This window comes from Streptomyces sp. NPDC092045 (assembly GCF_044756005.1).
Classification (GTDB): Bacteria; Actinomycetota; Actinomycetes; order Streptomycetales; family Streptomycetaceae; genus Streptomyces.
Map to the genome: position 1 here is coordinate 136088 of NZ_JBIVSC010000011.1, position 26647 is coordinate 162734.

The 26647-nt window shown below is 74.0% G+C and carries 21 protein-coding genes and 1 pseudogene; 8 read left to right on the plus strand and 14 right to left on the minus strand.

From position 1 onward, the window contains the following. Window positions 1-90: 90 nt before the first annotated feature. Window positions 91-972 (minus strand): hypothetical protein, encoded by an 882-nt coding sequence (locus ACIQKA_RS23880; RefSeq protein ID WP_402542339.1) that lies wholly within the window; start codon window positions 970-972, stop codon window positions 91-93. After that, window positions 969-1556: a papain-like cysteine protease family protein gene (locus tag ACIQKA_RS23885; RefSeq protein WP_383432042.1), complete on the minus strand. Its 588-nt coding sequence runs from the start codon at window positions 1554-1556 to the stop codon at window positions 969-971. Before ACIQKA_RS23885 ends, ACIQKA_RS23880 begins: the two co-directional genes overlap by 4 nt. Before the next feature lie 225 nt (window positions 1557-1781). Between ACIQKA_RS23885 and ACIQKA_RS23890 the strand changes: the two genes are divergently transcribed. Further along, window positions 1782-2711, plus strand: a complete 930-nt coding sequence (locus tag ACIQKA_RS23890; RefSeq protein WP_383149019.1) for a hypothetical protein — start codon at window positions 1782-1784, stop codon at window positions 2709-2711. A gap of 13 nt (window positions 2712-2724) precedes the next feature. On the opposite strand, the gene ACIQKA_RS23895 is transcribed toward ACIQKA_RS23890, so the two are convergent. Then, a complete protein-coding gene (locus tag ACIQKA_RS23895) occupies window positions 2725-3150 on the minus strand; it encodes a Rieske (2Fe-2S) protein (protein ID WP_383149020.1) in 426 nt (141 codons plus the stop codon). A 259-nt stretch (window positions 3151-3409) separates the two neighbouring features. Then, window positions 3410-6451 carry an excinuclease ABC subunit UvrA gene (gene uvrA / locus ACIQKA_RS23900; protein ID WP_383441527.1) on the minus strand — a complete coding sequence of 1014 codons (3042 nt, stop codon included), beginning with the start codon at window positions 6449-6451 and terminating at the stop codon, window positions 3410-3412. Window positions 6452-6616: 165 nt separating this feature from the next. Between uvrA and ACIQKA_RS23905 the strand changes: the two genes are divergently transcribed. The 3 genes from ACIQKA_RS23905 (at window position 6617) to ACIQKA_RS23915 (ending at window position 9397) form a co-directional block, all read left to right on the plus strand. After that, on the plus strand, window positions 6617-7318 hold the full coding sequence (locus tag ACIQKA_RS23905) for a maleylpyruvate isomerase family mycothiol-dependent enzyme (RefSeq protein ID WP_390106125.1): 702 nt from the start codon (window positions 6617-6619) through the stop codon (window positions 7316-7318). Between the two features lie 9 nt (window positions 7319-7327). Further along, window positions 7328-7984, plus strand: a complete 657-nt coding sequence (locus ACIQKA_RS23910) for an MBL fold metallo-hydrolase (RefSeq protein ID WP_383149024.1) — start codon at window positions 7328-7330, stop codon at window positions 7982-7984. A 132-nt stretch (window positions 7985-8116) separates the two neighbouring features. Then, window positions 8117-9397, plus strand: a complete 1281-nt coding sequence (locus ACIQKA_RS23915; protein WP_391093166.1) for an MFS transporter — start codon at window positions 8117-8119, stop codon at window positions 9395-9397. Window positions 9398-9483: 86 nt separating this feature from the next. Here ACIQKA_RS23915 and ACIQKA_RS23920 read toward each other — a convergent pair whose 3' ends face one another. The 5 genes from ACIQKA_RS23920 to ACIQKA_RS23940 form a co-directional block, all read right to left on the minus strand. Further along, window positions 9484-10491, minus strand: coding sequence for a TerC family protein (locus ACIQKA_RS23920; RefSeq protein ID WP_383149027.1), 1008 nt, complete (start codon window positions 10489-10491; stop codon window positions 9484-9486). Between the two features lie 233 nt (window positions 10492-10724). Continuing rightward, window positions 10725-12794, minus strand: a complete 2070-nt coding sequence (locus ACIQKA_RS23925; RefSeq protein ID WP_402542340.1) for a TerD family protein — start codon at window positions 12792-12794, stop codon at window positions 10725-10727. A gap of 164 nt (window positions 12795-12958) precedes the next feature. Continuing rightward, complete coding sequence (locus ACIQKA_RS23930; protein WP_030205232.1) at window positions 12959-13537, minus strand: TerD family protein; 579 nt, start codon at window positions 13535-13537, stop codon at window positions 12959-12961. A gap of 139 nt (window positions 13538-13676) precedes the next feature. After that, window positions 13677-15806, minus strand: coding sequence for an excinuclease ABC subunit UvrB (gene uvrB, locus ACIQKA_RS23935; RefSeq protein ID WP_383149030.1), 2130 nt, complete (start codon window positions 15804-15806; stop codon window positions 13677-13679). 71 nt (window positions 15807-15877) lie between these two features. Next, entirely contained in the window at window positions 15878-16774 is an 897-nt protein-coding gene (locus ACIQKA_RS23940) for an MHYT domain-containing protein (protein ID WP_383149032.1), read from the minus strand. Between the two features lie 228 nt (window positions 16775-17002). On the opposite strand from ACIQKA_RS23940, the gene ACIQKA_RS23945 reads away from it, so the two are divergent. Together ACIQKA_RS23945 and ACIQKA_RS23950 are read left to right on the plus strand one after the other, a co-directional pair. Next, on the plus strand, window positions 17003-17539 hold the full coding sequence (locus ACIQKA_RS23945; protein ID WP_390106119.1) for a methylated-DNA--[protein]-cysteine S-methyltransferase: 537 nt from the start codon (window positions 17003-17005) through the stop codon (window positions 17537-17539). Between the two features lie 261 nt (window positions 17540-17800). After that, window positions 17801-19105 (plus strand): MFS transporter, encoded by a 1305-nt coding sequence (locus tag ACIQKA_RS23950; RefSeq protein WP_391093111.1) that lies wholly within the window; start codon window positions 17801-17803, stop codon window positions 19103-19105. 24 nt (window positions 19106-19129) lie between these two features. Here the strand turns inward: ACIQKA_RS23950 and ACIQKA_RS23955 are convergent, their stop codons facing one another. From ACIQKA_RS23955 to ACIQKA_RS23970, 4 genes are all read right to left on the minus strand, one after another. Next, the gene (locus tag ACIQKA_RS23955; RefSeq protein ID WP_383149036.1) at window positions 19130-20113 is read right to left on the minus strand and encodes a hypothetical protein; all 984 of its coding nucleotides are present in this window, start codon (window positions 20111-20113) and stop codon (window positions 19130-19132) included. Beyond that, complete coding sequence (locus tag ACIQKA_RS23960) at window positions 20110-21462, minus strand: MFS transporter (protein ID WP_402542344.1); 1353 nt, start codon at window positions 21460-21462, stop codon at window positions 20110-20112. Before ACIQKA_RS23960 ends, ACIQKA_RS23955 begins: the two co-directional genes overlap by 4 nt. Further along, window positions 21462-22802 carry a discoidin domain-containing protein gene (locus tag ACIQKA_RS23965; RefSeq protein WP_402542345.1) on the minus strand — a complete coding sequence of 447 codons (1341 nt, stop codon included), beginning with the start codon at window positions 22800-22802 and terminating at the stop codon, window positions 21462-21464. The genes ACIQKA_RS23960 and ACIQKA_RS23965 overlap by 1 nt, the downstream gene beginning before the upstream one ends. Before the next feature lie 363 nt (window positions 22803-23165). Continuing rightward, window positions 23166-23522, minus strand: a complete 357-nt coding sequence (locus tag ACIQKA_RS23970; protein ID WP_402542346.1) for a cupin domain-containing protein — start codon at window positions 23520-23522, stop codon at window positions 23166-23168. Between the two features lie 264 nt (window positions 23523-23786). Here ACIQKA_RS23970 and ACIQKA_RS23975 point away from each other — a divergent pair. Together ACIQKA_RS23975 and ACIQKA_RS23980 are read left to right on the plus strand one after the other, a co-directional pair. Then, window positions 23787-24683, plus strand: a pseudogene (locus tag ACIQKA_RS23975) (pseudouridine-5'-phosphate glycosidase); the annotation flags it as partial. A 227-nt stretch (window positions 24684-24910) separates the two neighbouring features. After that, a complete protein-coding gene (locus ACIQKA_RS23980) occupies window positions 24911-25825 on the plus strand; it encodes a carbohydrate kinase family protein (protein ID WP_402542347.1) in 915 nt (304 codons plus the stop codon). A gap of 33 nt (window positions 25826-25858) precedes the next feature. Here ACIQKA_RS23980 and ACIQKA_RS23985 read toward each other — a convergent pair whose 3' ends face one another. After that, window positions 25859-26494, minus strand: coding sequence for a uridine kinase (locus tag ACIQKA_RS23985; RefSeq protein WP_402542349.1), 636 nt, complete (start codon window positions 26492-26494; stop codon window positions 25859-25861). Window positions 26495-26647: the final 153 nt, after the last annotated feature.

Here is a 26647-nt window from a genome sequence, read left to right on the forward strand (position 1 = left end):
GTGCGTCCGGCCCCGTGCGGACGGGGTGGGGACCCGCCCGCACGGGGCTCGCCCCGGCCGGGACCGAGGCGGGCCCGGAGCGGGCCCGGGTCAGGCCGCCGGGCCGCTCCCGGCCGCCCGGCGGCGGCGTATCGCGGCCGTGCCCGCCAGGGCGAGGCCCAGGGCGGCGCCGACGCCGGCCACGGCGGCGGCGGTCTCCCCGGAGGCGTCCGTACGGGGTCCGGGGGCGGCCTGGTGTCCGGGAACCGCGCGGGACGCCGCTCCCGGGGCCGCGGCCTCCTGCGGCCCGTACCCGCCCGCCGCGCCCTTCTTCGCGTAGGCGGAGCCGGGGAGCTTGTCGCCGTACGCCCGTGCGACCCGCTCGCGGTACGCGGCGAGGCTCGTCCCGTTCTTCCCGACGGCCCGCGCCGCGTCCTCGTCCAGCGGGAGCACCTTCGCGCCCTTCTGGACGTACCAGGCGTCGATCTGGGGCTCGCGGAAGACGAGGCCGCCGGGCAGCAGGCGCCCGCCCTGCTCCGCGTACCGGATCTCGTCGTCGCCGGTGGCGATGTTCACCACCTGCCAGCCGTCGGCCCCCCGCACCGTCCACAGGGAGGCCTTCCGCCCGTCCGGGGCGACGGCCCGGCTGGCGCGGAACTCGACGCGGGCGACCGGGGCACCGGCCTTCCCGGCGACGAAGTCCGGGGAGAGGATCCGGACCGGGACGGAGGCGCCCTCGATCCGCGGGGTGCCCGCCGTGCGGGCGGCGGGCGCGGCGGCCGCCCCGGCTCCCTTCCCGTCCCGGGCGAAGAACCGGGACAGGGTTTCCAGGGTCCCCGGCGCGGCGGCGGCCCGCTCGGGGGTGGGCGCGGACGGCAGGCTCTCGGCGGCGGACGCCGGGAGGGCGCCGAGGGCGACGAGGGCGGCGGCGGTCAGGAGGCCGGCGGCGGTGGCACGCGCGCGTGCCGTGGTCGCGGTGATCACGGTGGTCACGCCCCGATCCGGTAGAGCGAGTGGGTCCAGGAGAAGGAGTCGTTGTCGACGTACCAGGCGTGCGAGGCCCAGTTGTAGCGGTCGCTGGAGGGCCAGGGGTCGCCCCAGTAGACCCAGCTGCTCGCGTCGTCGTAGCCGTAGATCACGTGCATGTGCCCGCCGCCGCTGGACCACTGGATCCGGGTCTCGATCGGCCGGTCGGCGTTGATCTCGGTCTGCACGGTGGGGTAGCGCAGCCAGCCGGTCACGTACGAGCCGGGGCGGACGCCGGCCCAGCTCAGACCGGTCTGGACGTTGCCGAGGGTGGCCTGGTTGTTGGGGCAGTCGTAGCCCTGCTGGCGGTTGAAGGCGGCGTTGCAGAACTGGTTCTGGCTGTAGGTGCGGCCGAACCAGGTGGCGATGGTGTTGCCGGCCGCCGCCCAGCACCAGTTGCTCTTCTGCTGGGCCTGCATGGTGATGTTCAGACGCTTGGCGGCGAGGGCGGAGGCGTCCTCACCGGCCGGCGCGGCGGACGCCGGGGTGGTGGGGACGAGGAAGAGGGCGGCTGCGGCGAGTGCCGCGAGGTTCAGCTTTCTTCTGCGCATCGCGTTCCTCCCGGGTGGGGTGGGGGTGTGGAGGAGCGCGTCCGGACGCTGGTCAGGAGCATCTGCCGTTGTCCGGTCCGGGTCAACACGCTTCAATGCGGGATGACATCGGACTGTGAACGGTGCGACCCGGGTGTGAACGGACGCCCTCGGCCCACCTGCCCGCCCGTCCCCGGCGGTGCGACGGTCCGCTCCCCCACCGTGAACGTTCACCGAGGAGTCCTCGTGAGCCACACCGAGGCCGATCTTGCGCAGCTGCTGCACACCGGTCCCTTCCATCTGGCGCTGCGCACCGCGCTCGCCGTGCGCGGGCTGCCGCTCCAGCGGGTCCAGCACCATCTGGCGCACCGGGGCGTGAGGGTCGGGGTGACGAGTCTGAGCTACTGGCAGCAGGGCGCCCGCCGCCCGCAGCGGCCGGAGTCCCTGAAGGCCGTCCGGGCCCTGGAGGAGGTGCTCCAGCTGCCGGGCAACTCGCTCCTGCGCCTGTTGTCGGAGGACACGGCCGCCCGGTCCGAGGTGGAGCGCCCGGCGGGCCGCTCGTACCGCTCGCTGGTGGAGGCGTCCGGCTCGGTGGAGGAGCTGCTCGCGGAGATGGAGTGCCCGACGGACGGGGGGCTGCACACGGTGGGGCACCACGAGCGGGTGCGGATCGGGGCCGGGCGGGAGCTGGTGGGGCGCGAGTCCCAGCACGTGGTGCGGGCGCACCGGGACGGGGTGGACCGCTATCTGGCCATCCACCACGGGGACCCGGGCTGCGACCCGTCGCGGGTGGTGGTGCGGGCGGTGGAGAACTGCCGGACCGGGCGGGTGCGGTGGCACGCGGGGACGGGGGTGCTGGTCGCGGAGCTGCTCTTCGACGCGCGTCTGCGCGCCGGGGACACGTACCTCTTCTCGTACGGCTTCGAGGACGGCACGGCGGGGGCGAGCGGGGAGTACGTGCGCGGGTTCAGCTTCGCGGGCGGGCAGTACGTGCTCCAGGTGCGCTTCGACGAGGCGGCGCTTCCGGTGCGGTGCCGGAGGTTCGCGCAGGTCTCGGCGGGGGCGTCGCGCGGCGGCCGTGCGGAGCTGACCCTGAGCGGCCGGCACCGCACGGTGCACCTGGTGGAGCAGGGGGTGCGCCCGGGGATCCTGGGGATCGACTGGGACTGGTCCTGAACCGTCCGTCCGGTCAGGCCTCGGGTCCGGCGACGAGCCTGCCGCCCTCGACGCGGACCGGGACCTCGGGGAGCGGGACGGTGGCCGGGCCCCGGAGCGCCTTGCCGGTCGTGACGTCGAAGCGGCTGCCGTGGCAGGGGCAGTTGCCCTCGTTCTCCTCGACCTTGTCGAGGACGCAGCCCGCGTGGGTGCACTGGGCGCTGAAGGCCTTGTACTGACCCGCGGCGGGACAGCTGACCACGAGGCGCTGCTCGCGGTAGAGCCTGGCGCCGCCGACCGGGACCTCGTCCGGGGAGCCGAGGGGGACCGGGGCGGTCGGGGTCGGGACCTCGGCGTGGCCGAGCTTGGACTCGGTGGAGCAGGCGGCGGCCCCCAGTCCGGCGGCACCGGCGAGGGCGGCGCCTTTCAGTACGGTGCGACGGCTGGACTGGCCGGACATGAGCGCTCCACGGTGAGATCGGGGACGAGACACCCCAGCGGTGACCGAACCGACGATACCGGCGCGCCCCGCGCACGGGTCGCGGGGGCCGTGGGTGCGGGCGGGGCCGCGCGGGCGGAAGCCCCGGTCCCGGCGACGACCCGTGGGTGCGGCGGCGCCCCCGGCGCGGAGCCCCCGCCGATGGGGCGGAGGTCCGTGCGCGGGGGCGCGCCGGTCCGGCAGGGGCCCGGGCGGGGCCCCTACCGGGTGGCGGGCCGGGTCAGGCCTTGCGGGCCCGGGTCGCCGTCTTCTTGGCGGCGGCCTTGGTCGCGGTCGCCTTGGTCGCGGCCGTCTTCGCGGCGGCCGTCTTCTTCGCCGGGGCGGCCTTCGTGGTGGCGGCCTTCTTCGCCGTCGCCGTCTTCTTCGCCGCCGTCCTCTTCGTGCCGCGCGCCGCCGGGATCGCCGCGTCGCTGATCCGGTCGGCGCCGAGGACCTCGCGGAGGAACTTGCCGGTGTGGCTCGCCGGGACCGAGGCGACCTCCTCCGGCGTGCCCTCGGCGACCACCAGGCCGCCGCCGCTGCCGCCCTCCGGGCCCATGTCGACGACCCAGTCCGCGGTCTTGATGACGTCGAGGTTGTGCTCGATGACGATCACCGAGTTCCCCTTGTCGACCAGTCCGGAGAGGACCTTGATCAGCTTCGAGATGTCCTCGAAGTGCAGACCGGTGGTCGGCTCGTCCAGGACGTAGACCGTGCGGCCCGTCGAGCGCTTCTGGAGCTCGGAGGCGAGCTTCACGCGCTGGGCCTCGCCGCCGGAGAGCGTCGGCGCGGACTGCCCGAGCCGGACGTATCCGAGGCCGACCTCGTTGAGCGTGCGCAGGTGGCGCGAGATCGTCGGGACGGCCTCGAAGAAGTCGAGGGCCTCCTCGATCGGCATGTTCAGGACTTCGGCGATGGACTTGCCCTTGTAGTGGACCTCCAGGGTCTCCCGGTTGTACCGGTCGCCGTGGCAGACCTCGCACGGGACGTAGACGTCCGGGAGGAAGTTCATCTCGATCTTGATCGTGCCGTCGCCGGAGCAGTTCTCGCAGCGGCCGCCCTTGACGTTGAAGGAGAAGCGGCCGGGCAGGTAGCCCCGGACCTTGGCCTCCATCGTCTCGGCGAAGAGCTTGCGGACGTGGTCGAAGACGCCGGTGTAGGTCGCCGGGTTCGACCGGGGGGTCCGGCCGATCGGGGACTGGTCGACGTGCACGACCTTGTCGACGAGGTCGTCGCCGTCCACACGCGTGTGCCGTCCGGGCACCGACTTGGCGCCGTTCAGCTCGCGCGCCAGGTGGGTGTAGAGGATGTCGTTGACCAGGGTCGACTTGCCGGAGCCGGAGACGCCGGTGACGGCGGTGAGGACGCCGAGCGGGAAGGAGACGTCGATGTCCCGCAGGTTGTTCTCGCGGGCCCCGTGCACGGTGAGCCTGCGCTCGGGGTCCACCGGCCGGCGGACGTCCGGGGTGGTGATCGACCTGCGGCCGGACAGGTACTGCCCGGTCATCGACTCCTCGTTGGCGAGGAGCTCCTTCAGGGAGCCGGAGTGGACGACCTTGCCGCCGTGCTCGCCGGCGCCGGGGCCGATGTCCACGACCCAGTCGGCCACCTTGATGGTGTCCTCGTCGTGCTCGACCACGATGAGCGTGTTGCCCATGTCCCGGAGCCGCACCAGGGTCTCGATCAGCCGGTGGTTGTCGCGCTGGTGGAGGCCGATGGAGGGCTCGTCGAGCACGTAGAGCACGCCGACCAGGCCGGAGCCGATCTGGGTCGCGAGCCGGATGCGCTGGGCCTCGCCGCCGGAGAGCGTCCCGGCGGCCCGGTTGAGCGAGAGGTAGTCGAGGCCGACGTCGACGAGGAAGCGCAGCCGCTCGTTGACCTCCTTGAGGACCCGCTCGGCGATCTGCTTGTCCCGGGCGCTCAGGGTGAGCCGCGAGAGGAACTCGGCGCAGTCGCTGATGGACATCGCCGAGACCTCGGCGATGGACCTGTCCATGACCGTGACCGCGAGCACGATCGGCTTCAGCCGGGTGCCCTCGCAGGTGGGACACGGCACCTCGCGCATGTAGCCCTCGAAGCGCTCGCGGCTGGAGTCGCTCTCGGCCTCGGTGTGGCGCCGCTTGACGAAGGAGACGGCCCCCTCGAAGGCCGGGGTGGTGTACGCCCGCTCCCGCCCGTACCGGTTCCGGTAGCGGACCTCGACCTGGGTCTTGTGGCCGTGCATCAGCGCCTTCTTGGCGCGCTGCGGCAGCCCCGCGTACGGGATGTCCGTGCGGAAGCCGAGGGCCTGGGAGAGCCCGCCGATGAGCCGGCCGAAGTACTCCTTGGTGTGACCGTGCGACCAGGGGTGGATGGCGCCCTCGTCGAGGGACTTGTCCTCGTCGGGGACGATCAGCTCCGGGTCGACCTCCATGCGGGTGCCGATGCCGGTGCAGTCCGGGCAGGCGCCGAAGGGCGAGTTGAAGGAGAAGGAGCGCGGCTCCAGCTCCTCGAAGGAGAGGTCGTCGTACGGGCAGTAGAGGTGCTCCGAGTACATCTTCTCGCGCTCGGGGTCGTCCTCGGGGAGGTCGACGAAGTCGAGCACGACCATGCCGCCGGAGAGTCCGAGCGCGGTCTCGACGGAGTCGGTGAGCCGGCGCTTGGCGCTGTCCTTGACGGTGAGGCGGTCGACGACCACCTCGATGGTGTGCTTCTCCTGCTTCTTCAGCGTCGGCGGCTCGCTGAGCTGCACGGTCGCGCCGTCGACGCGGGCGCGGCTGTAGCCCTTGGTCTGGAGGTCGGCGAAGAGGTCGACGAACTCGCCCTTGCGCTCGCGCACGAGCGGGGAGAGCACCTGGAAGCGGCTGCCCTCGGGCAGCTCCAGGACCCTGTCGACGATGGCCTGCGGCGACTGGCGCGAGATGGGGCGGTGGCACTCGGGACAGTGCGGCTTGCCGATGCGCGCGAAGAGCAGGCGGAGGTAGTCGTAGACCTCCGTGATGGTGCCGACCGTCGAGCGCGGGTTGCGCGAGGTCGACTTCTGGTCGATGGAGACGGCGGGCGACAGACCTTCGATGAAGTCGACGTCCGGCTTGTCCATCTGGCCGAGGAACTGCCGGGCGTACGAGGAGAGCGACTCGACGTACCGGCGCTGCCCCTCGGCGAAGATCGTGTCGAACGCGAGGGAGGACTTGCCCGACCCCGAGAGCCCGGTGAAGACGATGAGGGAGTCACGCGGGAGATCGAGGGAGACGTTCTTGAGGTTGTGCTCGCGAGCGCCACGGACGATGAGACGGTCGGCCACGCCGGTCCGCACCTTTCTTGAGAGAGCGGATGTGCCTACACACCAACAACCGGGGACGCCGGATGCTTCCATCGAGCGTATAGCACGTACATTCGATTTCCGGTCTTCCGGAGACCTCTTCACCCGAACGAGTGGTCCGGCCCGGCCGGCGCTAGGGTCGACGCCATGATCGACCACGAGCGTGACCTTGTTTCCGTACAAGAGGCGACCGATCGGCTCCTGGAAGCCGCCGCCTCCTGGGACAACGCCGCGACGGCCGAGCCGTCACGGCTTCCCGGCTGGACCCGCGGCCATGTCCTCGCCCACCTGGCCCGCAACGCCGACGCCCTGGTGAACGTCCTCGAGGGACGTCCCATGTACCCGGACGCCTCGACCCGCGAGGCCGACATCGAGCGCGACGCGTACCGTCCGCTCGACGTGCAGCTCGCCGACGTGCGCGAGAGCGCCGACCGGCTGCGGGCCGTGGGCGGGAGGCCCGCCGACTGGGGCCGGACCGTCGAGCTGCGCAACGGCGTCACCGACAGCGCGGCCCGGGTCCCCTTCCGCCGCTGGGTGGAGGTGGCCCTGCACCACGTCGACCTGGACGCCGGCTACGACCTGGAGGACCTGCCGGAGGAGTTCGTCCTGCGGGAGATCGAGTTCCTGGCCGACCGCTGGGCGGGGCGCCCGGAGGTCCCCCCGGTGACCCTCGGCCTCGGGCAGGACGGATCCGGCCCCACCTGGCGGACCGGCGGCGACCAGGGCGCTCCCGTCGTCCTCGCGGGCACCGGCCCCGAACTGCTCGGCTGGCTGTCCGGCCGGGGCGACAAGGGCGCCCGTCTCGTCGTCCTCTCCGGCGACGGCCTCCCGGACCTGCCCCCGCTATAGGCTGAGCGCATGACGTACAGCGGAGTGGTGAGGGTCGGCGGCCCTGCGGACGTGCACGAGCTGGCGGACCTGATGATCTCGAAGGTCGCGGTCGGTCCGATGGACAACAACGCGTACCTGCTGCGCTGCCGGGCCACCGGCGAGCAGCTGCTGATCGACGCGGCGAACGACGCGGAGACCCTGCTCACGCTGATCGGTGACGACGGCGTCGGCGCCGTCGTCACCACCCACCGGCACGGCGACCACTGGCAGGCGCTGGCCGAGGTGGTCGCCGCGACCGGCGCGCGCACCTACGCGGGCGCGTACGACGCGGAGGGCATTCCGGTCGCGACCGACGTGCCCGTCGAGGACGGCGACACGATCCGGGTGGGCCGGGTCGGGCTGACCGCCCGTCGGCTCGTCGGCCACACCCCGGGCTCGATCGCCCTCGTCTACGACGACCCGCACGGCCACCCCCACGTCTTCACCGGCGACTGCCTCTTCCCCGGCGGCGTGGGCAACACCCGCAAGGACCCGGAGGCCTTCGCGAGCCTCCTCCACGACGTGGAGACCAAGCTCTTCGAGGCCCTCCCGGACGAGTCCTGGGTCTACCCGGGCCACGGCAAGGACACGACGCTCGGTGACGAGCGCCCCCACCTCGCGGAGTGGCGCGAGCGCGGCTGGTGACCCGGGGGCGGACGGAGGGCGCGCGCCCCACCAGCGGCGCGCTCCCGCACGCCCCCGTAGCGGGGGCGGCCGGCGGGTAGATCGCGGGGCATGCACCGCCGTCACTCTCCGTCGCCTCCCACCGGTCCCTCGATGGGCCGGATCGCCGCCGCCTCCCTGGTCGGCACCGCCGTCGAGTTCTTCGACTTCTACGTCTACGGGACCGCCGCCGCCCTCGTCCTGGGGCCGCTCTTCTTCCCGACCTTCTCCCCGCTCGCCGGAACCCTGGCCGCCTTCGGCACCTTCGCCGCCGGCTTCGTGGCCCGGCCGCTCGGCTCGGTCCTCTTCGGCCACGTCGGCGACCGGTACGGCCGGCGCCCGGTCCTCTTCGCCTCGCTGCTCCTGACCGGCTGCGCCACGGTCGCGGTCGGCTGCCTCCCCACGTACGCGACGCTCGGCATCGCCGCACCCGTGCTGCTGCTCCTGCTCCGCTTCCTCCAGGGGCTCGGCCTGGGCGGCGAGTGGGGCGGGGCGGTGCTGCTCACCGCCGAGCACGCGCCGGAGCACCGGCGCGCGCTGTGGGCGAGCTTCCCGCAGATCGGCCCGGCGGTCGGCTTCCTCCTGGCGAACGGGGTGGTGCTGGGGCTCACGGCCGGACTGAGCGACGCGGAGTTCCGCTCCTGGGGCTGGCGGGTGCCGTTCTGGGCCGCGGGGCTGCTCGCCGCGGGCGGGCTGCTGCTGCGCTCCTCGCTCGCGGAGACCCCGCAGTTCGAGGAGCTGTCCGCGTCCGGGCGGCGCGCGGGCGCCCCGCTGGCCGAGGTGGTCCGGGACCACTGGCGGCTGGTGCTGCTGACGGCGGGGGCCCTCGCCGTCGGGTACGCCGTCTTCTACGCCGTCTCCACCTGGGCCCTGGCCTACGGCACCGGGCGGCTGGGCCTGAGCGGCCCGGTGATGCTGGGCTGCGTCATGGCGGCAGTGGCGGTGATGGGCGCGGCCACCCCCTTCGCGGCGCTGCTCGCCGACCGCTGGGGCCGCCGGACGCTCTGCCTGGCCGGGTGCGCGGGCTGCGTGCTCTGGATGTTCCCGATGGTGGCGCTGCTGCACACCGCGCGGCCGGCGCTGATGTTCCTCGGCTTCCTGGGCGCGCTGCTGGCCTTCATCACCATGTTCGCGGTGGTCTCCGCGTACCTGCCGGAGCTGTACGAGCCCCGGGTCCGGTGCACGGGCGCGGCCGTGGGCTACAACCTGGCGGGGGTCCTCGGCGGCGCCCTGACCCCCCTCGCGGCCACCGCGCTCTCCGAGGGCGGCTCCGGCCCGCCGTGGGGCGTGGCGGCGTATCTGACCCTGGTGGCCCTGGTCAGTCTGGGCTGCTTCGCCCTGCTCCCGGAGACCCTGCCGGCCCGCGCGGCGGCGAAGGAGCCCGCGCCCGCATAGAGGAGGCCGTCCGGGAGGGGCGTCCGGAAACGGCGAAGGCCGGCCGGGGAGGGGGTCCCGGGCCGGCCGTCGCCGTGTGTGCCGCGTCAGGCGCCGATGCTGTCCTTCTCGGCGCCGTCGGCATCGGCCACGCTCTGGGCGGCCTCCCGGTCGGCCTGCCGCTTGGAGGCGATCAGGCTGGTGATCGTGGTGATGACCAGAACACCGCAGATGACCGCGAGGGAGACCGGGATGGAGATCTCCGGAACGTGCACCCCGGACTCGTGCAGGGCGTGCAGCACCAGCTTGACGCCGATGAAGCCGAGGATCACCGACAGGCCGTAGCTGAGGTGGACCAGCTTCTTGAGCAGGCCGCCGATCAGGAAGTACAGCTGCCGCAGGCCCATGAGGGCGAAGGCGTTGGCGGTGAAGACGATGTACGGGTCCTGGGTGAGGCCGAAGATCGCCGGGATGGAGTCGAGGGCGAAGAGGATGTCGGTGGTGCCGATGGCGAGCATGACCACCATCAGCGGGGTCATGACCCGCTTGCCGTTGACCCGGATGAAGAGCTTGGTGCCGTGGTAGCGGTCGGCGACGCCGAACTTCTTCTCGACGCTCTTGAGGAGCCTGTTCTCCTCGAACTCGTCCTCCTCCTCGTCGGAGCGCGCCTCCTGGATGAGCTTCCAGGCGGTGTAGATCAGGAACGCGCCGAAGATGTAGAAGACCCAGGAGAAGCTCGCGATGATCGCGGCGCCGGCGGCGATGAAGATCGCGCGGAGCACCAGGGCGATCAGCACGCCCACGAGCAGCACGCGCTGCTGGAGGTGCGAGGGGACCGAGAACTTCGCCATGATCAGGACGAAGACGAAGAGGTTGTCGACGCTGAGCGACTTCTCGGTGATGTATCCGGCGAAGAACTCTCCGGACGCCTGGGCGTTGCCGAAGAACAGCAGGCCGATCCCGAAGAGTGCGGCGAGCACGATCCAGACGATCGTCCAGATCCCGGCTTCCTTGACCGACACGTCATGGGGCTTGCGCCCGATGAAGAAGTCGGCACCGATCAGGGCACCCAGACCGAGGATGGTCAGGACCCACATGGTCGTTGAAACGTCCATTGCGCCTCCGGCGTCGTACGGCTACTTGATCAGCGTCGTCGCTGCCGGAGGTCTCTTCCACCCGGGCGGCGGGCTGACCGCCGCCGGGCCGACGCCCCGGGATCGGATCACTGGGATCCGTCCGTACTGACGGGCACGCCGCGCTTGGGGAGTACTCCCCTCCGCACGAAGAACACTACCCGAAACACCAAGAGAAGGTAAAGGCGAGGGTAAAGGATCATCAAAACGCCAGGTCAGAACTGCTTTCCTCGGCGACCTTCCGCCACTTGGGCGAGGACCTGCCGCAGCACCCCGCTGCCCGGCGGGAGCGTCGGCGGCTCGTACGACCAGGCGTGTCCCACCCACGGGTCGGCGAGGTGGTCGTCGGGCACGGGGGTGAGCCGCAGCAGCGAGCGCCACAGGGGGTCGAGCAGCGGCCCGTACGCGGCCGCGTCCGCCCGGTCCGCCACCATCAGCAGGTGGACGCCGACCGAGGGGCCCTCGTCGGCGAGGTACCGGAGCCGGGTGACCGCCCGGTCGTCGAAGCCGTGCGGGAAGTCGTGCACGACCAGGAGCTGCCGGGCCGTGTCCAGACCGGGCGGCAGCGCGTCGGCCGCGCCGCCCCGCAGCGCCATCTGGAGCAGGTCGACCCGCTCGGTGAGCTGCTCCAGGACCGCCGAGACGCCCGCCGCGCCCCGGGCCGGCGGGGCCGCGAGGACGCCCGAGTCCACGAGCGGCGCGAGGGAGGCGGCGCCCGCTCCGGCCGCGTCGAGGACGTGGACGGAGAAGCCGTCCGCCGGGTGCGCCGCGAGCAGCCGGGCCGCGTGCGCGACCGCGCTGTCCAGGGCGAGCCGCCGCAGCTCGGTCTCGTCGAGGAGGCCGGCCGCCTCCGAGTGGCCCCGCCCGCTGTCCACCCACAGCCCCCGCTCCAGTGGCAGCCGGACGAGCATGGGGATCCGCAGCTCGGTCCGCTCGGGCAGGTGGAGGTCGCCGAGCCGGACGGCCATCGGCTCCTCGGCCGGGACCCGGTAGGCGTGCCAGACGGGGTTGTCCCAGCGGGCGTAGGCGGGCGGCAGGGCCGGCTCGACCACCTCGGACTCGGCCGCGAGCTGGGCGAGGTCCCGGTCCAGGACCGCCCGGGCCCGCTCCACCAGCTCGTCGTGCCGGGCCCTGGCGGTCGCCCGGGCGGCGTCGTTCGCGCCCCCGTTCCGCGCGCGGTAGTCGGAGAGCGTCCGGTCCAGCTCGCGGTCGAGCCGGGACTCCGCGAAGTCGCAGGCGCTGCGGTAGGCGGCGGCGGTACGGGCCAGGTCCTCGAACATCCCCCACACCTGGTTGTACAGGCGCTCGTCCATGGACCAGCCGGAGGCGTCCCCGGCGACCGGCGCGGGCGGCGCCTGGGTCGGGGCCCGCGGCGGCTCCGGCGCCGCGGCGGGCCCGCGGCGCGGGTGGGAGTAGTCGATGGGGCCGCCCCGGGCGGTCGTGTCCGTGCCCCTCGGCGGGGTCACCGGCACGGTCGGCGTCGGGTCGGAGACGACCGGCGGAAGCGGCGGGGGCGGGGGCGTGGGGTCCGAGGACGCCGGGGAGGCGGGAGCCGGAACGACCGGGGTGGCCAGGGGCGTGGGGTGGTCCGAGCCGGCCGGGACCACCGGCGCCGGGGCGGCCGGGAGGACGGGGTCCGGAGCCGTCGGGAGTACGGGGTCGGGGGCCGGGGGCGTCGGCCGGGGCACCCGCTCCGGCTCGGGGGCGCGCGGTCGCGGGGCGGTCGCCGCGGCGGCGGGCTCCGGGGCGGCCGCCGCCAGGATCGCCGCGGCGGCGTCGGCGGGCCGCTCCAGGCCCTGGTCGCCGAGGAGGTCGGCGAGTCCGCCCTCGTACCCCTGGCCCATGGCGCGGACCTTCCAGGCGCCCCGGCGGCGGTACAGCTCCAGGGCGACGACGGCGGACTCGCTGTCGAGTCCCGTGATGGTGTAGCTGGCGATCTCGTCGCCGTCGGGTCCGGCGACCGCGACGAAGGGGGCGGCGACGGCCCCGAAGCGGGTGGCCCCGCCGCGTCCGGGCAGGGCCAGGAGGACCGAGATCCGGTGGACGGTCCCGGGCATCGCTCCCAGGTCGACGGAGAGGCGGTGGTCGGCCGCGGCGGCCCGGGAGACGTCGACGCCGGGGAGCGAGGGCGCGCCGGGGTGGGCGATCCACTCCGCGCCGGGGACCCGGCCCGCCTCGTCGCCGAGGGTGGCTCCGGCGAGGACCGGATGACCGGCCGACACCCGGATCTCCAGTCGGGTGTCGGGCAGGGGGTGGTTCTGCCCCCGGACCAGCTCGGCCGTCATCGACTCTGTCCCCTCGGTGCTTCCCGGCGCGGATTCGCGCGTTCCGGTGCGGTTCAAACGGGTCGTTCGCGGGCCGTCCGGACCAGGGCGCCGGACGGGTCATGCGGGACAGCTCCCGGCGGCGGCTGCCTCCGGGAGCTGTGGGTGCGGGGCGCGCGGGCCGTCTACAGGTGCGGCAGGATCGCCGGCATCAGGTCCTGGAAGGTGCGGCCGTTGGCCGGGTTGCCCAGGGCCGTCATCTGCCAGCCGGAGCCGGCCCGGTGCACCTTCGCCATGATCTGGGCGGTGTAGCGGCCGCCGCCGTCGAGGGTGTAGCGCGCCAGCTCCTGTCCGTTCGTCTCGTCGACGAGCCGGCAGAAGGCGTTCTGCACCTCCTGGAACGTCTGCCCGGTGAAGGAGTTCACCGTGAAGACGATCTGGTCGATGTGGACCGGGATCCGCTCCAGGTCGACGAGGATCGCCTCGTCGTCGCCGCCCTGGCCGGCGCCGCCCACCAGGTTGTCGCCGGTGTGCTTGACCGAGCCGTCGTCGCTGACCAGGTGCCGGAAGAAGACCACGTCGACCGGCTGCTTGTCGGCGAAGAGGACGGCCGAGGCGTCCAGGTCGATCTCGCGGGTGCGCGAGCCGAACAGACCTCGGCGCGGCGCCGCCTGCCAGCCGAGCCCCATCCGCACCTGGGTGAGGCTGCCCCCGCCCTTCTTCTCCAGGCTGATGGCCTGACCCTTGGTCATGTTCACGGTCACGCGCTTGCCCCTCTCGTTGCGTTCCCCGCGCCCGCGGTCCGGTGCGTGCGGTTGTTCAGCACCCTACGCAGGGTCACTGACACCGCGGAGGGGCGGTCCGGTTTTGTGTCGGTCTTGCAACACACCGGACCGCCTCCGGTCAGGCGAGGCCCGCCTCCTTCATCTGGCGCAGCTCCTTCTTCAGTTCTCCCACCTCGTCGCGGAGCCGGGCCGCCACCTCGAACTGGAGCTCGGCGGCGGCGGCGCGCATCCGGTCCGTCATCTCCTCGATGATCGCGGCCAGTTCGGTGGCGGGCCGGTCGCCGAGCTCGACCGTGGAGCCGGCCCGGCCCCGGCCCTTGGGCGCGTGCGCGGCGAGCGCGGGGACGGGGGCCTTGGCGCCCTTGCCCTCCTTCGCCTGCCGGTAGCCGGTGCCGAGCAGCTCCTCGGTGTCGATCTCCTCGCGCGCGATGGTCGCCACGATGTCGTTGATCTTCTTGCGGAGCGGCTGCGGGTCGATGCCGTGCTCCGTGTTGTACGCGATCTGCTTCTCGCGGCGCCGGTTGGTCTCGTCGATGGCCTGCTCCATCGCCGGGGTGATCCGGTCCGCGTACATGTGGACCTGGCCCGAGACGTTGCGCGCGGCGCGGCCGATCGTCTGGATGAGGGAGGTCCCGGAGCGCAGGAAGCCCTGCTTGTCGGCATCGAGGATGGCGACCAGGGACACCTCGGGGAGGTCGAGGCCCTCCCGGAGGAGGTTGATGCCGACCAGGACGTCGTACTCGCCGGCGCGCAGCTCGCGCAGCAGCTCGATGCGGCGCAGGGTGTCGACGTCGCTGTGCAGGTAGCGCACCTGGATGCCGAGCTCCAGGAAGTAGTCGGTGAGGTCCTCGGCCATCTTCTTGGTGAGGGTGGTGACGAGGACCCGCTCGTCCCGCTCGGTGCGCAGCCGGATCTCGTGGACCAGGTCGTCGATCTGGCCCTCGGTGGGCTTGACGACGACCTCGGGGTCGACGAGGCCGGTGGGGCGGATGATCTGCTCCACGAAGCCGTCGCCGCGGGAGAGCTCGTACGTGCCGGGGGTCGCGGAGAGGTAGACGGTCTGGCCGATCCGCTCCTGGAACTCCTCCCACTTCAGCGGGCGGTTGTCCAGGGCCGACGGGAGCCGGAAGCCGTGGTCGACCAGGGTCCGCTTGCGGGAGGCGTCGCCCTCGTACATGGCGCCGATCTGCGGCACGGTGACGTGCGACTCGTCGATGACGAGCAGGAAGTCCTCGGGGAAGTAGTCCAGGAGCGTGTTGGGCGCGGAGCCGGGCTCGCGTCCGTCGAAGTGCATCGAGTAGTTCTCGATGCCGGAGCAGGAGCCGATCTGGCGCATCATCTCGATGTCGTACGTGGTCCGCATGCGCAGCCGCTGGGACTCCAGGTGCTTGCCCTGCTTGTCCAGCTCGGCGAGGCGGCCCTCCAGCTCCCGCTCGATGTCGTTGACGGCCCGCTCCATGCGCTCGGGTCCGGCGACGTAGTGGCTGGCCGGGAAGACGTACAGGTGCTCGTCCTCGCTGATGACCTCGCCGGTGAGCGGGTGGAGGGTGGAGAGGGCCTCGATCTCGTCGCCGAACATCTCGATGCGGACGGCGAGCTCCTCGTACACCGGGAAGATCTCGATGGTGTCGCCGCGGACGCGGAAGGTGCCCCGGGTGAACGCCAGGTCGTTCCGGGTGTACTGGATGTCGACGAAGCGGCGGAGCAGCTGGTCGCGGTCGATCTCCTCGCCGACCTTGAGCGGGACCATCCGGTCCACGTACTCCTGGGGCGTGCCGAGGCCGTAGATGCAGGAGACGGAGGCGACGACGATCACGTCCCTGCGGGTGAGCAGGGAGTTCGTCGCGGAGTGGCGCAGCCGCTCCACCTCCTCGTTGATCGAGGAGTCCTTCTCGATGTAGGTGTCCGACTGCGGGACGTACGCCTCGGGCTGGTAGTAGTCGTAGTACGAGACGAAGTACTCGACGGCGTTGTTGGGCAGGAGCTCGCGGAACTCGTTCGCCAGCTGGGCGGCCAGCGTCTTGTTCGGCGCCATCACCAGGGTGGGGCGCTGGAGCTTCTCGATCATCCAGGCGGTGGTCGCCGACTTGCCGGTGCCGGTGGCACCGAGGAGGACGACGTCCTTCTCGCCCGCGCGGATCCGCCGCTCGAGGTCGGCGATGGCCGTCGGCTGGTCGCCGCTGGGCTGGTAGGAGCTGACGACCTCGAAGGGCGCCACCGTACGTTCGATCTTGGAAACGGGCCGCATGCAACCACCGTACGACCCGGCACCGACACTCGGGCGGCGATCGGCCCACCGCACGGCCTCCGGACGGCCCCTCACCAGTCCTGGGAGCGGTGCACGCCGTGGACCGCGGCGGTCCTGCGGGTGGCGCGGCGGGCGGGCCGGCGGGCGGGCTCGCCGTAGTGGGTCGGCACGTGGCGCGGGGCGGGCACGCCGGGGCGGTGCACGGCCCGGACCTGGGTCCGCCTCCACTCGGGGTCGCCCATCACGAGCAGCGGGTCGAACATGACGACGACCGCGGCGAGGATCAGGAAGACCGCCGGGCCGATCAGCATCGGCAGGAGGAGCGAGGCGGCGGGGGCGGTGGCGGCCCCGGGGGTGGCGGCTCCGTTCAGGTGGACGCTGACGGCGGCCATGGCCGTGTAGTGCATACCACTGACGGCGACGCCCATCACCAGGCTCGCACCGAGACTGGCCAGAAATCCATGGACGGAAACGGCGGCCCAGAGGGCCGTGGTGGCGGCCACGACGGCGATGACCACGGAGAGGGCCACGGTCGCCGTGTCGTACTCGACGCGGCCGTGCAGGCGCATGCCGGCCATGCCGAGGTAGTGCATGGTGGCGATGCCGAGGCCGGTGATGGTGCCGCCGGTGACCAGGGTGAGGGCGGTCGCCCCGCGGTAGCCGACGATGAGGATGCCGATGCCGACCATGAGGATGGCGACGCCCAGGCTGGCGAAGGTGATGGGCCGGTCGTAGTCGACCGGGGCCTGCTGGACCGAGAAGCCCATCATGGCGATGAAGTGCATGGTCCAGATGCCGGTGCCGATCGAGGTGGCGCCGAGGACGAGCCAGCCCGCCTTGAAGCTGTCGCGGTGGCGGAGGGACCTGGTGGTGCACCTCAGACCGAGGGCGCCGCCGAGGCAGGCCATGAGGAACGAGGCCACCGGGGTGACGAGCCCGTAACTGAATCCGTCGACCGTGCCCTGCATGAGCTGCGCCCTCCACCCCTGGTGCGACGTAGGCCGAAAACAGTCGGTCCCGCCGCCTTCTGACTCCCCGGGGCGAGATTATGGCGCGCGGGAGTCGCGGCGACCACGCGACCGGGGAATTTCCCGTCGCGAGTCCGGAGCGAGACCGGTCCGTGATCTTGGTGCCGGTTCCGGGCGGTCCCCGCGGCCGCGGCCGGGTTGTCGGTGGGGGGTCGTAGCGTGGTCGGCATGGACATCGAAGCGGTGGAGTGGGCGGTCGTGGAGAGCGACGTCGGTCCGCTCTTCCTCGCCGCGACCGGGCGGGGGCTCGTACGGGTCGAGTTCCACGCGGACGCGGCGCGGCGGGAGCGGCTGCCCGACCGGCTGGGGTCCCGGCTCGGCACGGAGCCGGTGGAGCGCGCCTCGGGGCTGCTCGCGGAGCCGATACGCCGGCTGGAGCGGTACTTCGCGGGCGTCCCGGACGAACTCGACCTGCCCCTGGACTGGAGCCTGACGGCCGGGTTCAACCGGCAGGTGCTGCGCGAACTGGCGGCCGGCGTGCCGTACGGGACGGTCGTCGGGTACGGGGAGCTGGCGAGGCGGGTGGGGCAGCCGGGCGCCGCGCAGGCGGTGGGGGCGGCGATGGGCTCCAATCCGCTGCCGGTGGTGGTGCCGTGCCACCGCGTGGTGGAGGGCGACGGCGGGCTCGGGGGCTTCGGCGGCGGCCTGGAGACCAAGCGGCGGCTGCTGGCCCTTGAGGGCGTGCTGCCGGCACCGCTGTTCTGAGGGTCGCCGCTCCGAGGGGCGTCGCAGGACGGAGAGGCGCTGCCGGGCGGGGCGCGTCGACGGGCGGGGCGCGTCGACGGGCGGGGCGCGTCGACGGGCAGGGTGCGTCGACGGGCGGGGCGCGTCGACGGGCAGGGTGCGTCGACGGGCGGGGCGCGTCGACGGGCAGGGTGCGTCGACGGGCGGGGCGCGTCGGCGGGTGGAGCCGCACCCGCGATCGGGACGTTCCCATCACGTGGGACGGCTGGCACACTCTCGTAAGTGACCCACACCCCCGGTGCCCCTGACGCCACCCTGCCCGGCCGCATACCCGGCCCCGCCCCCGTCACCGCCGCCGAGCTGCCCGCGCTGCGCCGTCGCGTCCAGGCCGTGCTGATCGCCACCCAGATCCTCGGCGGCCTCGGCATCGCCATCGGCGTCGCGCTCGCCGCCGTCCTGGCCACGGAGGTCGGCGGCACCGAGGCGCTGGCCGGTCTGGCGTCGACGGCCACGGTGGCCGGTCCCGCGCTGCTCGCCATGCCGCTGGCCGCCCTGATGGCCTCGCGGGGGCGCCGGGCGGGGCTCGTCCTCGCGTATCTGCTGGGGGCGGTGGGCGCCGGGGTGGTGGTGGTCGGGGCGGTCGTCGGGAGCTTCGCCCTGCTGCTCGTCGGGCTCGTCGGCTTCGGTGCCGGTTCCTCGGCCAATCTGGCGGCCCGTTTCGCCGCCGCCGACCTGGCCGAGCCGGACCACCGGGCCCGGGCCATCTCCACGGTGGTGTGGGCGACCACGATCGGCGCGGTGCTCGGGCCCAACGTCGCGGCGCCCGCCGGGAAGAGCGTCGCGGGCCTGGGCGTGCCGGCCACGGCGGGCCCCTTCGTCTGGGCCGCCGGCGTCTTCGTGGCCTCCGCGGTCGTGGTGGCCCTGCTGCTGCGCCCGGACCCGCTCCTCACCGCCCGCGCGCTGACCGACGAGGACCCGGGCGGGAAGGCGGCGGTCGAGGGCCGCTCCCTGCGGGCCGGGATGCGGGCGGTGCGGGAGTCCCCGAAGGCCCGCCTCGCCCTGGTCACCGTCACGGGCTCGCACACCGCCATGGTGTCGATCATGTCGATGACCCCGGTGGCGCTCACCCACCACGGCGCGGACATCCAGCTGATCGGCCTCGTCATCAGCGGCCACATCGCGGGCATGTACGCCTTCTCGCCGCTGATGGGCTGGCTCTCCGACCGGCTGGGACGCCTGTCGGTGATCGGGCTCGCGGTGGGGCTGATCGGCGCGGCGGCGCTCGTCGCGGGCACGGCCGGGGCGAGCCACGGCCGGGTCGCCCTGGGGCTGTTCGTCCTCGGCCTGGGCTGGTCGGCGGGGCTCGTGTCCGGCTCGGCGCTGCTCACGGACTCGGTGCCGCAGGCCGCCCGGGCCGCCGTCCAGGGCCTCTCCGACTTCGTCATGAACACGACCGCCGGGCTCGGCGGCCTCGCGGCGGGCCTGATCGTCTCGCAGGCGGGCTACGGGCCGCTGAACGCGATCGCCGCCTGCCTGCTCCTCCCCATGGCGGCGCTCGCCCTGCGGGGCGTCTTCCGGAAGGCCTGAGCCGGGCCCCCGGAGGACGCGCCGTCAGCGCGGTGCCGCCGGGGAGGAGGCTCCGGCGGCCAGGCGGCGCGGGGCGCCCGTGCCGTCGGCCGGGACGGACCAGACCGCTCCGCCCCGTCCGTACGCGAGGGTCCGCGCGTCCGTCCACAGTGCCTGGTCGTCGATGCCGCGCCGCTCGGCGACGGGGTGCTCGCGGCCGGTGCGCAGGTCGTACACGTACAGCCGCCACGGATCGCGCGGGCCCTCGGAGACCCGTTTCTTGAAGGCGAGCCGGGTGCCGTCCGGGGAGAGCGAGGGGCATTCGACGTTCTCCCGCAGGGCGCGGGCCGACCACTTCCCCATGTCCCCCTCGACGAGGTGGGTGCGGCCGTTCGTGGAGACGGTGGCGTAGAAGCGGTTGTCGTCGGCCGCGAAGCCGACCCCCCAGTAGTTGACGTCGGGGGCGTGGTACCGGCGTCCTCCGAGGGTGAGCGGGATCAGCTCCATGTTCTTCACCAGGTAGCCGGTGCGCAGGTCGAGGATCGAGGTGCGGGTGGAGAAGGACGAGCGCGCGTACGAGTCGCCGGTGGCGAACATGGTCCAGGAGAGCATGTTCCCGGAGGCGGAGACCCGGGCCCGGCTGGGGATGCCCGGCAGGGCGATGCGCCGGATCTCGCGCAGTTCCCGGTCGAGCACGATCGCGTACGAGCGGGCCGGGACGCCGGGGCGCCGCTGGAGGCAGAGGGCGGTGGGGCCGGCCGCGTGGAAGCGGTCGCAGGACGGGCCGCCGACCGTCCGGCCGCCGGGCGCGGACGGGTCCACGCGCGCGACGCGCCCGCTCGCGGTGTCCCGGACGTAGAGCGCCCCGACGAGGGCGAAGCCGGGGTCGGCGGTGTCGGCGGCCCCGGCCCGGCCGGAGGCGGCCCGCAGGGTGTAGGCGGTGGCTCCGCCGCCGAGCAGGACGAGGGCGAGCACGATGATCCACACACGCGTGCGCGTGGACGGGCCGCCGGTGGTCGGGGCGTTCACGGTTCGGTCCTCTCGGGAGTGCGCGGGGAGCCGGACGGCAGCAGGCGGGCGGCGCAGCACAGGGCGGTCGCGAGGGCGGCCAGCGCCGCGACGAGCGCCGCCTCCTGTCCGCTCGCGGTCCAGACGGCGCCGAACGCGACGGCGGCGCCGACCCGGGCGAGGGCCTGCACGGTCTGGACGAGGGCGAGGCCGCCGGCCTGCCGTCCCTCGGCGAGGAACGGCCCGGTCAGGGCCATCAGGACGCCGTCGGTGGCGGCGTAGAAGACCCCGAGCAGTCCGAGGACGCCGACGAGGGCGGCCGTGTCGGGCACGGGGGCCAGGAGCAGTCCGTAGGCGAGGAGCAGCGCGCCGTGGCCGTACAGGAACGGCCTCCGGCGCCCGGAGCGGTCGGCGAGCCGGCCGACCGGGACGGCGAGCAGCAGGTAGACGCCGGCCGCGCCGAGCGGCAGGAAGGGGAACCAGGTGGCGTCGAAGGCGAGGCGCCGCTGGAGCAGCAGGTAGAGGAAGGCGTCGCCGACGGTGGCGGCGCCGAGGAGTCCGGCGCAGAGCACGATCCGGCGGTACGCGGGTGAGCGGAGCGTGGCGAGGAAGCCGTCCCGCGCGCGTGGGGACGCCGACCGCTTTCCACGAACCGGCGTGGAGCCGGGTCTTCCCCGCTCCTCCGGGGCCGGTGAGGACTCGGACGGCGATCGTCGGCCCGGCACGCGCGCCGGGACCGGCGCGCTCCCCCGCCCGGGGACGAGCAGCACCCACAGCAGTACGCCGAAGGCTCCGACGCAGAAGCTGACGGCGAAGACCGCCTCGTACGCCTCGGTCGTCGCCCACAGCAGGGCGACGGCGGCCAGGGGGCCGAGGAGGGCGCCGGTGGTGTCCATGGCGCGGTGGGTGCCGAAGGCGCGGCCGAGGTCCTCGGGCGGGCTGTGCAGGGTGATGAGCGCGTCCCGGGGCGCGGTGCGGACGCCCTTGCCGAGCCGGTCGGCGACGATCGAGGAGGCGATCGGGCCGGTCGCGCCGCCCGCGAGGAGGAGGCCGAGCCGGGAGCAGGCGGAGAGGGCGTAGCCGAGTCCGGCGATCTGCTTGTGGCGGCCGCCGCGGTCGGCGGTGGCGCCGCCGAGGAGCCGTACGAGCGCGGTGGCGCCGGTGGAAAGCCCGTCCAGGAGGCCGAACTGGAGCGGGGAGAGGCCGAGTCCGAGGACCAGGTAGAGCGGCAGGACGGCCGTCACCATCTCCGAGGAGACGTCGGTGACCAGGCTGACCGCGCCGAGCGCGAGGACGGTGCCGGGGACGCGCCGCCGGGCCCCGGAGGGCCGGGGCGGCGCGTCGCGGCGACCTGTGGTCGCGAGGTACATCAGTGGCAGGTGTAGGTCGGGCCGGAGTCCTTCACCTTGTCGTCGGTGCCGACGTACTGCCAGGTGAAGGTGGTGTCGGTGAGGTCCAGCTTCAGGACGCCGTACGGACCGCTGATCCGCTTCTGGCTGTTCGGCTGGACCGTCTCGATGTCGTAGGGTTCGGCGCCGCCCATGCCGCCGACGATCTCGACGATGCCGTTCGCGGTGGCCTTCCCGTTGTGGTCCTGCGGGGCGAAGCGCTCGTAGTGGTGGTCGTGCCCGTTGAGCACCAGGTCGGCCCCGGCCTCGTACAGGATCTTCCAGACGGGCTTGGAGACCGGGTCGTTGCCGTGGCCGCCGGAGGAGTACAGCGGGTGGTGGAAGTGGGCGGCGACGCAGCCCTTGGCGTTCCGCGCGAGGTCGTCCTTGAGCCACTGGATCTGCGCGGGGTCGTCGAAGGAGTTGGAGTCGAGGGCGACGAAGTGCCAGTTGCCCTGGTCGTAGCTGTAGTACGGCTTGCCCTGCGGGTAGGCGATCGAGCCGAAGTACGCCTTGTAGCCGGCGAGCGGCCCGGCCGGGTCGTAGGTCTCGTGGTTGCCGGGCACGGGCCGTGTCCTGGCCTTGAAGGCGCCCCAGCTCTTGTCGTAATAGGCGCGGAAGTCGGAGATCATCGCGTCGTCGTACTGGTTGTCGCCCATCGTCAGGTAGAACGACGGGGCGATCCGCCGGGCGAGCGCGGCGGTCCTGGGGTGGGCGCAGGAGCTGCTGGAGGCGGTGCACCGCGCGGCGATGTCACCGGCCGCGACGACGGTGAAGGCGCCGGTGGGCGGGGTCGTGGAGCCGGTGGTGCCGTAGACCTCGACGGTGTGGAGCGAGTAGCCGTACGAGGTGCCGCGGGTGGTTCCGTAGACCCGGAGGTGACGGCCGGTGCCGGTCAGGCCGGTCCAGTCGTCCGTGCCGCCGTTGCCCGCGGTCTCGGTGGCGAGGCGGGTCCAGGCGGTGCCGTCGGCGGAGATCTCGATCCGGTAGGCCTTGGCGTAGGCGGCCTCCCAGACGAGTTTGACGCGGGAGACGGTGGCCGAGGGGCCGAGGTCGACCCGGATCCACTGGGGGTCGGAGCCCTCGGCGCTGGCCCAGCGGGTGGTGGAGACGCCGTCGAAGGCCTTCTCGGGGCCGAGGGTGGCGTCCTCGACGGAGGAGGAGGTGGCCGGCCGGCCCTGGGAGATCACCGCGTCGGCGGCTCCGGCCCGGTCCGGGAGGGCGAGGAGGAGGCCGCCGACGAGCAGGAGGACGGCGGTGAGGACGAGGGGGAGGTGGGGGGTGGTGGTGCGGGGTGGTGGGACGGAGGCGTACAGGCGCATACCTGGGCTCCCTGACCTGAGGGGGTGGCGAGAGCTGGACACGGGTGCGTGGACACCACGGTCTCGCCGCGCGGCGCGGGCCGGCCGTCCGTGCCGGGCGTGCGCACGGCCGACCGGCCGGTGGCGGTGCGGACGCCACGCGGCGGGGTGGTGCTCGGCGGCCGGGTCAGAGCTCTCGCTGAGCGCGTCACGCCCTCGGAGGAGGGACGCCGCGCCAAGCCGCCGACCGGGATGCTAGCGGACAGGAAGGTTTCCTACCAGACTCCCGGCGGCGGCTCGCGGGCGGGCCCCAGAAGGTCTTGGGGAGGCCGCCGAAAGACCCCGAGGGGCCCCGGGAGACCTCGGAAGGTGCCGGGAGAGGCCTCAGAGACTGATGTGGTACGCCTTGCGCAGGGTCTCGTGGACGGTCCAGGTGGTCCGGTCGCCCTCGCGCAGCACACAGGCGTCGCCGGGGCCGATCTCCAGGGTCTCCCCGCCCTCGACGGCGACGGTCGCCCGTCCGGAGACCACCACGAACAGCTCGTTCGCCTCGGTGTCGGTGACGACGCCGGGCGTGATCTGCCAGATGCCGCGCACCTGCTTGCCGTCGGCGGACTCCCACAGCACCCTGCCCGTCACCTCGGGCGCGCCGGAGACGATCTGGGCGGGGTCGAGGGGCTCCGCCTCGAGCTCCGCGTCGGGGATGTGGACGGCGAAGGAGGGCAGGTCGTGTGTCGTCATGGGCGGTGACTGTAGCGGGGGTCCGGGGGCCGTCCGAGACCGGGACCGGGTGAACGGCACCGCTCCCACCAGGCACGATGCCCGGTTCCCGCGGCGACGACGGAATCCGCACCGCCGTCCCGGCGCGGCGCCGCAAGGGCGTCGCGGGCGCCCGGGACGGTCGACGGGGGTGGCCGGTGACGGATTCCGCGGTGCGCGGCGACCTCGCTGGCGGGAGGTCGCCAACGAGGTTTGCGGGGTTCGCGGGTGCGCCAGGAATGGGGCATGTCCACACACGTGTCCGAAGAGGTACGGGAGGCGCTCCACGAGGGCCGTCCCGTCGTCGCGCTGGAATCGACGCTCGTCGCCCACGGCCTGCCGCGCCCGCGCAACCTCGCGGTGGCCCGTGAGCTGGAGGAGCTGGTGCGGGCCGGGGGCGCCGTCCCTGCCACGATCGCCGTGGTGGACGGCAGGGCCAGGGTGGGCCTGGACGAGGCGGCGCTGGTCCGGATCGCCGAGGACCCGACGGTGCGGAAGCTGGGCCACCGCGATCTGGCCCCCGCCCTCGCGACGGGCACGACCGGCGCGACGACGGTCTCGGCGACGGCCTGGCTGGCGGACGCGGCGGGCGTCCGGGTGTTCGCGACGGGCGGCCTCGGCGGGGTGCACCGCGAGTGGGGCGAGACGCAGGACGAGTCGGCCGACCTGCGGCTGCTCGCCCGGGTCGGGACCACCGTCGTCTGCGCCGGGGTCAAGTCGATCCTCGACGTGCCGGCGACGCTCCAGCGCCTGGAGACGCTGGGGGTGACGGTCGTCGGGTACGGCACGGAGCACTTCCCCGGCTTCTACCTCTCCTCCTCGGGCGAGCCGGTCGACTGGACCCTGCGGACGCCGGAGGAGGTGGCGGCGGTGATCCGCGCGCAGGACCGGCTCGCGGGCCTCCGGACGGCGCTCGTCGTGGCCAACCCCGTGCCGGAGGCGGAGCAGTTGGACCCCGCGCTGCACGACCGGGTGCTCGCGGACGGCCTGGCGGCGGCGAAGGAGAAGGGGATCACGGGCCAGGCGGTGACGCCGTTCCTCCTCGCCCACCTGACGGTCCACACGGCGGGCGCCTCCCTGGAGGCCAACCTGGCGGCGGTCCGGGGGAACGTGCGGCTCGCGGCGGAGATCGCGGGGGCGTACGGGGCGGACACCGGGGACACGGGAGTCCTGAGGGCTTGCGGAGCGGGCATATCCGGTGCGGGAGGGACGGGCGGCGGCGCGGGGGGACGTGACACGGGAGTACCTGAGGGGGCGCGGGTCACGGGGGCGGGTGACGGAGGGGGCGGTACGGAGGCATACGGCGGAGAAGGCGGCCCACGGGCACGCGGCGGAGAGGGCGGTACGGAGGCGCACGGCGCGGGCGGCCGGTGAACCGCGCCGGGCGGGCGCTGCTCGTGGTCGGGGACGTGGTCACGGACGTCGTCGCCCGGCACTGGGCCCCGCTCGCGCCCGCCACGGACACGGTGGCGGAGATCCGGACCCTGCCGGGCGGCGCCGGAGCCAACGCGGCCTGCTGGGCGGCGCGTTCCGGCGGCGGGGAGGTGCGGCTGCTCGGCCGGGTGGGGACGGACGCGGCCGACTGGCACGAGCGGGCGCTGCGGGCGGCGGGCGTGCGTCCCCTGCTCGTCCGGGACGCGGAGGCGGCGACGGCGACCGTCATCGCGCTCGTGGACGCGTCGGCGGAGCGCACCTTCCTGACCGACAGCGGTGCCGCGCTGCGCCTCTCCCCAGCCGACTGGTCCCCGGAGCTGCTCGACGGCGTGGGCCGACTGCACCTCTCGGGATACCTGTTCTTCGCGGATCCGAGCCGCGAGGCGGCCGGGCGGGCGCTGCGGGACGCCGCCGGGGCGGGGGTTCCGGTGAGCGTGGACCCGGCCTCGGCGGGGTTCCTGACGACGCTGGGCACCGACCGGTTCCTGGCGGCCGCGGCCGGGGCCGAGGTGCTGCTGCCCAACGCCGACGAGGCCCGGGTGCTGACCGGGCGGGCCGAACCGGGGCGGGCGGCGGCGGAGTTGAGCCGGCGCTTCCCGCTGGTCGTGGTCACCCTCGGGGCGGCGGGCGCGCTGGTCGCCGAGGGCGGCGCGGTCACCGCGCGGGTGGCGGCGCCTCCGGTGCGGCCGGTGGACTCGACGGGCGCGGGCGACGCGTTCACCGGGGCCTTCCTGGCGGCGCGGCTCGCGGGCGCGGACCCGGCGAAGGCGGCGGAGGCGGGCTGCGGGGCGGGTGCGGAGGCCGTCACGGTGGTGGGCGGCAGACCGCCGTCGCCGTCGGCGGTCGGCTGATCGGCCTCCCGGGGAACGGCAGGTCCGGGGCGCCTACCGCTGGAACCCCGTCCAGGCCGGGTGGCGCGGGTCGTCGGCGCGCACGACGACGTCCGCCGTCCCGACCGGGTCGACCTCCGTCTCGTACCGGGCGAAGGCGGGGAGCGTCCAGTCCTCCTCCGTGCGCCGGGCGAGGGCGGCGGGCGAGAGCCGCAGGTGCACGGCGAGGTCGAAGGGGAACCAGTGGCCGAGCAGGAAGGGGCCGTGCAGGACGAGGACGCCGCCGGGCGGCAGCGTGACGTACGGGCTGCGGGTGGCCCGGTCCCTGACCGGGTCCCACAGGTCGGGCAGCACGCGCCCGGTGCCGCCGGGCTCCAGCGGGCCGAAGACCTCCCGCCACAGGGCCCCGGTGTCGGTCCACCCGCCGTAGTACGCGTCGGGGTCCTGCTTGCCGTACTCGTACCGGAGGGACGCGGGCCGCAGGAAGCCGTCCGTGCCCGCGAGGTGGACGGGGCGTCCGCGCGCCCGCAGGACCCCGGCCAGCGCGGCGGCGAGTTCGCCGCCGGGCGCGGCGGGCGGCCCGTCGATGCCGACCTTGAGCCACTCGCCGCCGTCGCCGGGGGCGGACGCGTCGACGTGCCCGGCGAGCGCCTCCGCCAGCCGGTCCCAGGTGATCGCCTCGTACCGCATCCCCTCACTCTGCCCGTACCTGCGGCGGGCGGTCGCCACCGGGTCCGCGCGGCGGCGCGGCGAGCCGGTCGGCGAGGGGCTTCGTCCGGTCGATCCGCCGACCGCCGCGGACGCCCGGGTGGGCCGGGCGGGACGGCGCCGAGCAGCGGGCTC

What these genes read in the sequence shown, in the direction of transcription:
- ACIQKA_RS23885 (WP_383432042.1), bottom strand. Translation starts at nt 1,556, where the DNA reads ATGCGCAGAAGAAAGCTGAACCTCGCGGCACTCGCCGCAGCCGCCCTC.
- ACIQKA_RS23895 (WP_383149020.1), bottom strand. Translation starts at nt 3,150, where the DNA reads ATGTCCGGCCAGTCCAGCCGTCGCACCGTACTGAAAGGCGCCGCCCTC.
- ACIQKA_RS23905 (WP_390106125.1), top strand. Translation starts at nt 6,617, where the DNA reads ATGATCGACCACGAGCGTGACCTTGTTTCCGTACAAGAGGCGACCGAT.
- ACIQKA_RS23910 (WP_383149024.1), top strand. Translation starts at nt 7,328, where the DNA reads ATGACGTACAGCGGAGTGGTGAGGGTCGGCGGCCCTGCGGACGTGCAC.
- ACIQKA_RS23915 (WP_391093166.1), top strand. Translation starts at nt 8,117, where the DNA reads ATGGGCCGGATCGCCGCCGCCTCCCTGGTCGGCACCGCCGTCGAGTTC.
- ACIQKA_RS23920 (WP_383149027.1), bottom strand. Translation starts at nt 10,491, where the DNA reads ATGGACGTTTCAACGACCATGTGGGTCCTGACCATCCTCGGTCTGGGT.
- ACIQKA_RS23925 (WP_402542340.1), bottom strand. Translation starts at nt 12,794, where the DNA reads ATGACGGCCGAGCTGGTCCGGGGGCAGAACCACCCCCTGCCCGACACC.
- uvrB (WP_383149030.1), bottom strand. Translation starts at nt 15,806, where the DNA reads ATGCGGCCCGTTTCCAAGATCGAACGTACGGTGGCGCCCTTCGAGGTC.
- ACIQKA_RS23940 (WP_383149032.1), bottom strand. Translation starts at nt 16,774, where the DNA reads ATGCAGGGCACGGTCGACGGATTCAGTTACGGGCTCGTCACCCCGGTG.
- ACIQKA_RS23945 (WP_390106119.1), top strand. Translation starts at nt 17,003, where the DNA reads ATGGACATCGAAGCGGTGGAGTGGGCGGTCGTGGAGAGCGACGTCGGT.
- ACIQKA_RS23960 (WP_402542344.1), bottom strand. Translation starts at nt 21,462, where the DNA reads ATGTACCTCGCGACCACAGGTCGCCGCGACGCGCCGCCCCGGCCCTCC.
- ACIQKA_RS23965 (WP_402542345.1), bottom strand. Translation starts at nt 22,802, where the DNA reads ATGCGCCTGTACGCCTCCGTCCCACCACCCCGCACCACCACCCCCCAC.
- ACIQKA_RS23970 (WP_402542346.1), bottom strand. Translation starts at nt 23,522, where the DNA reads ATGACGACACACGACCTGCCCTCCTTCGCCGTCCACATCCCCGACGCG.
- ACIQKA_RS23985 (WP_402542349.1), bottom strand. Translation starts at nt 26,494, where the DNA reads ATGCGGTACGAGGCGATCACCTGGGACCGGCTGGCGGAGGCGCTCGCC.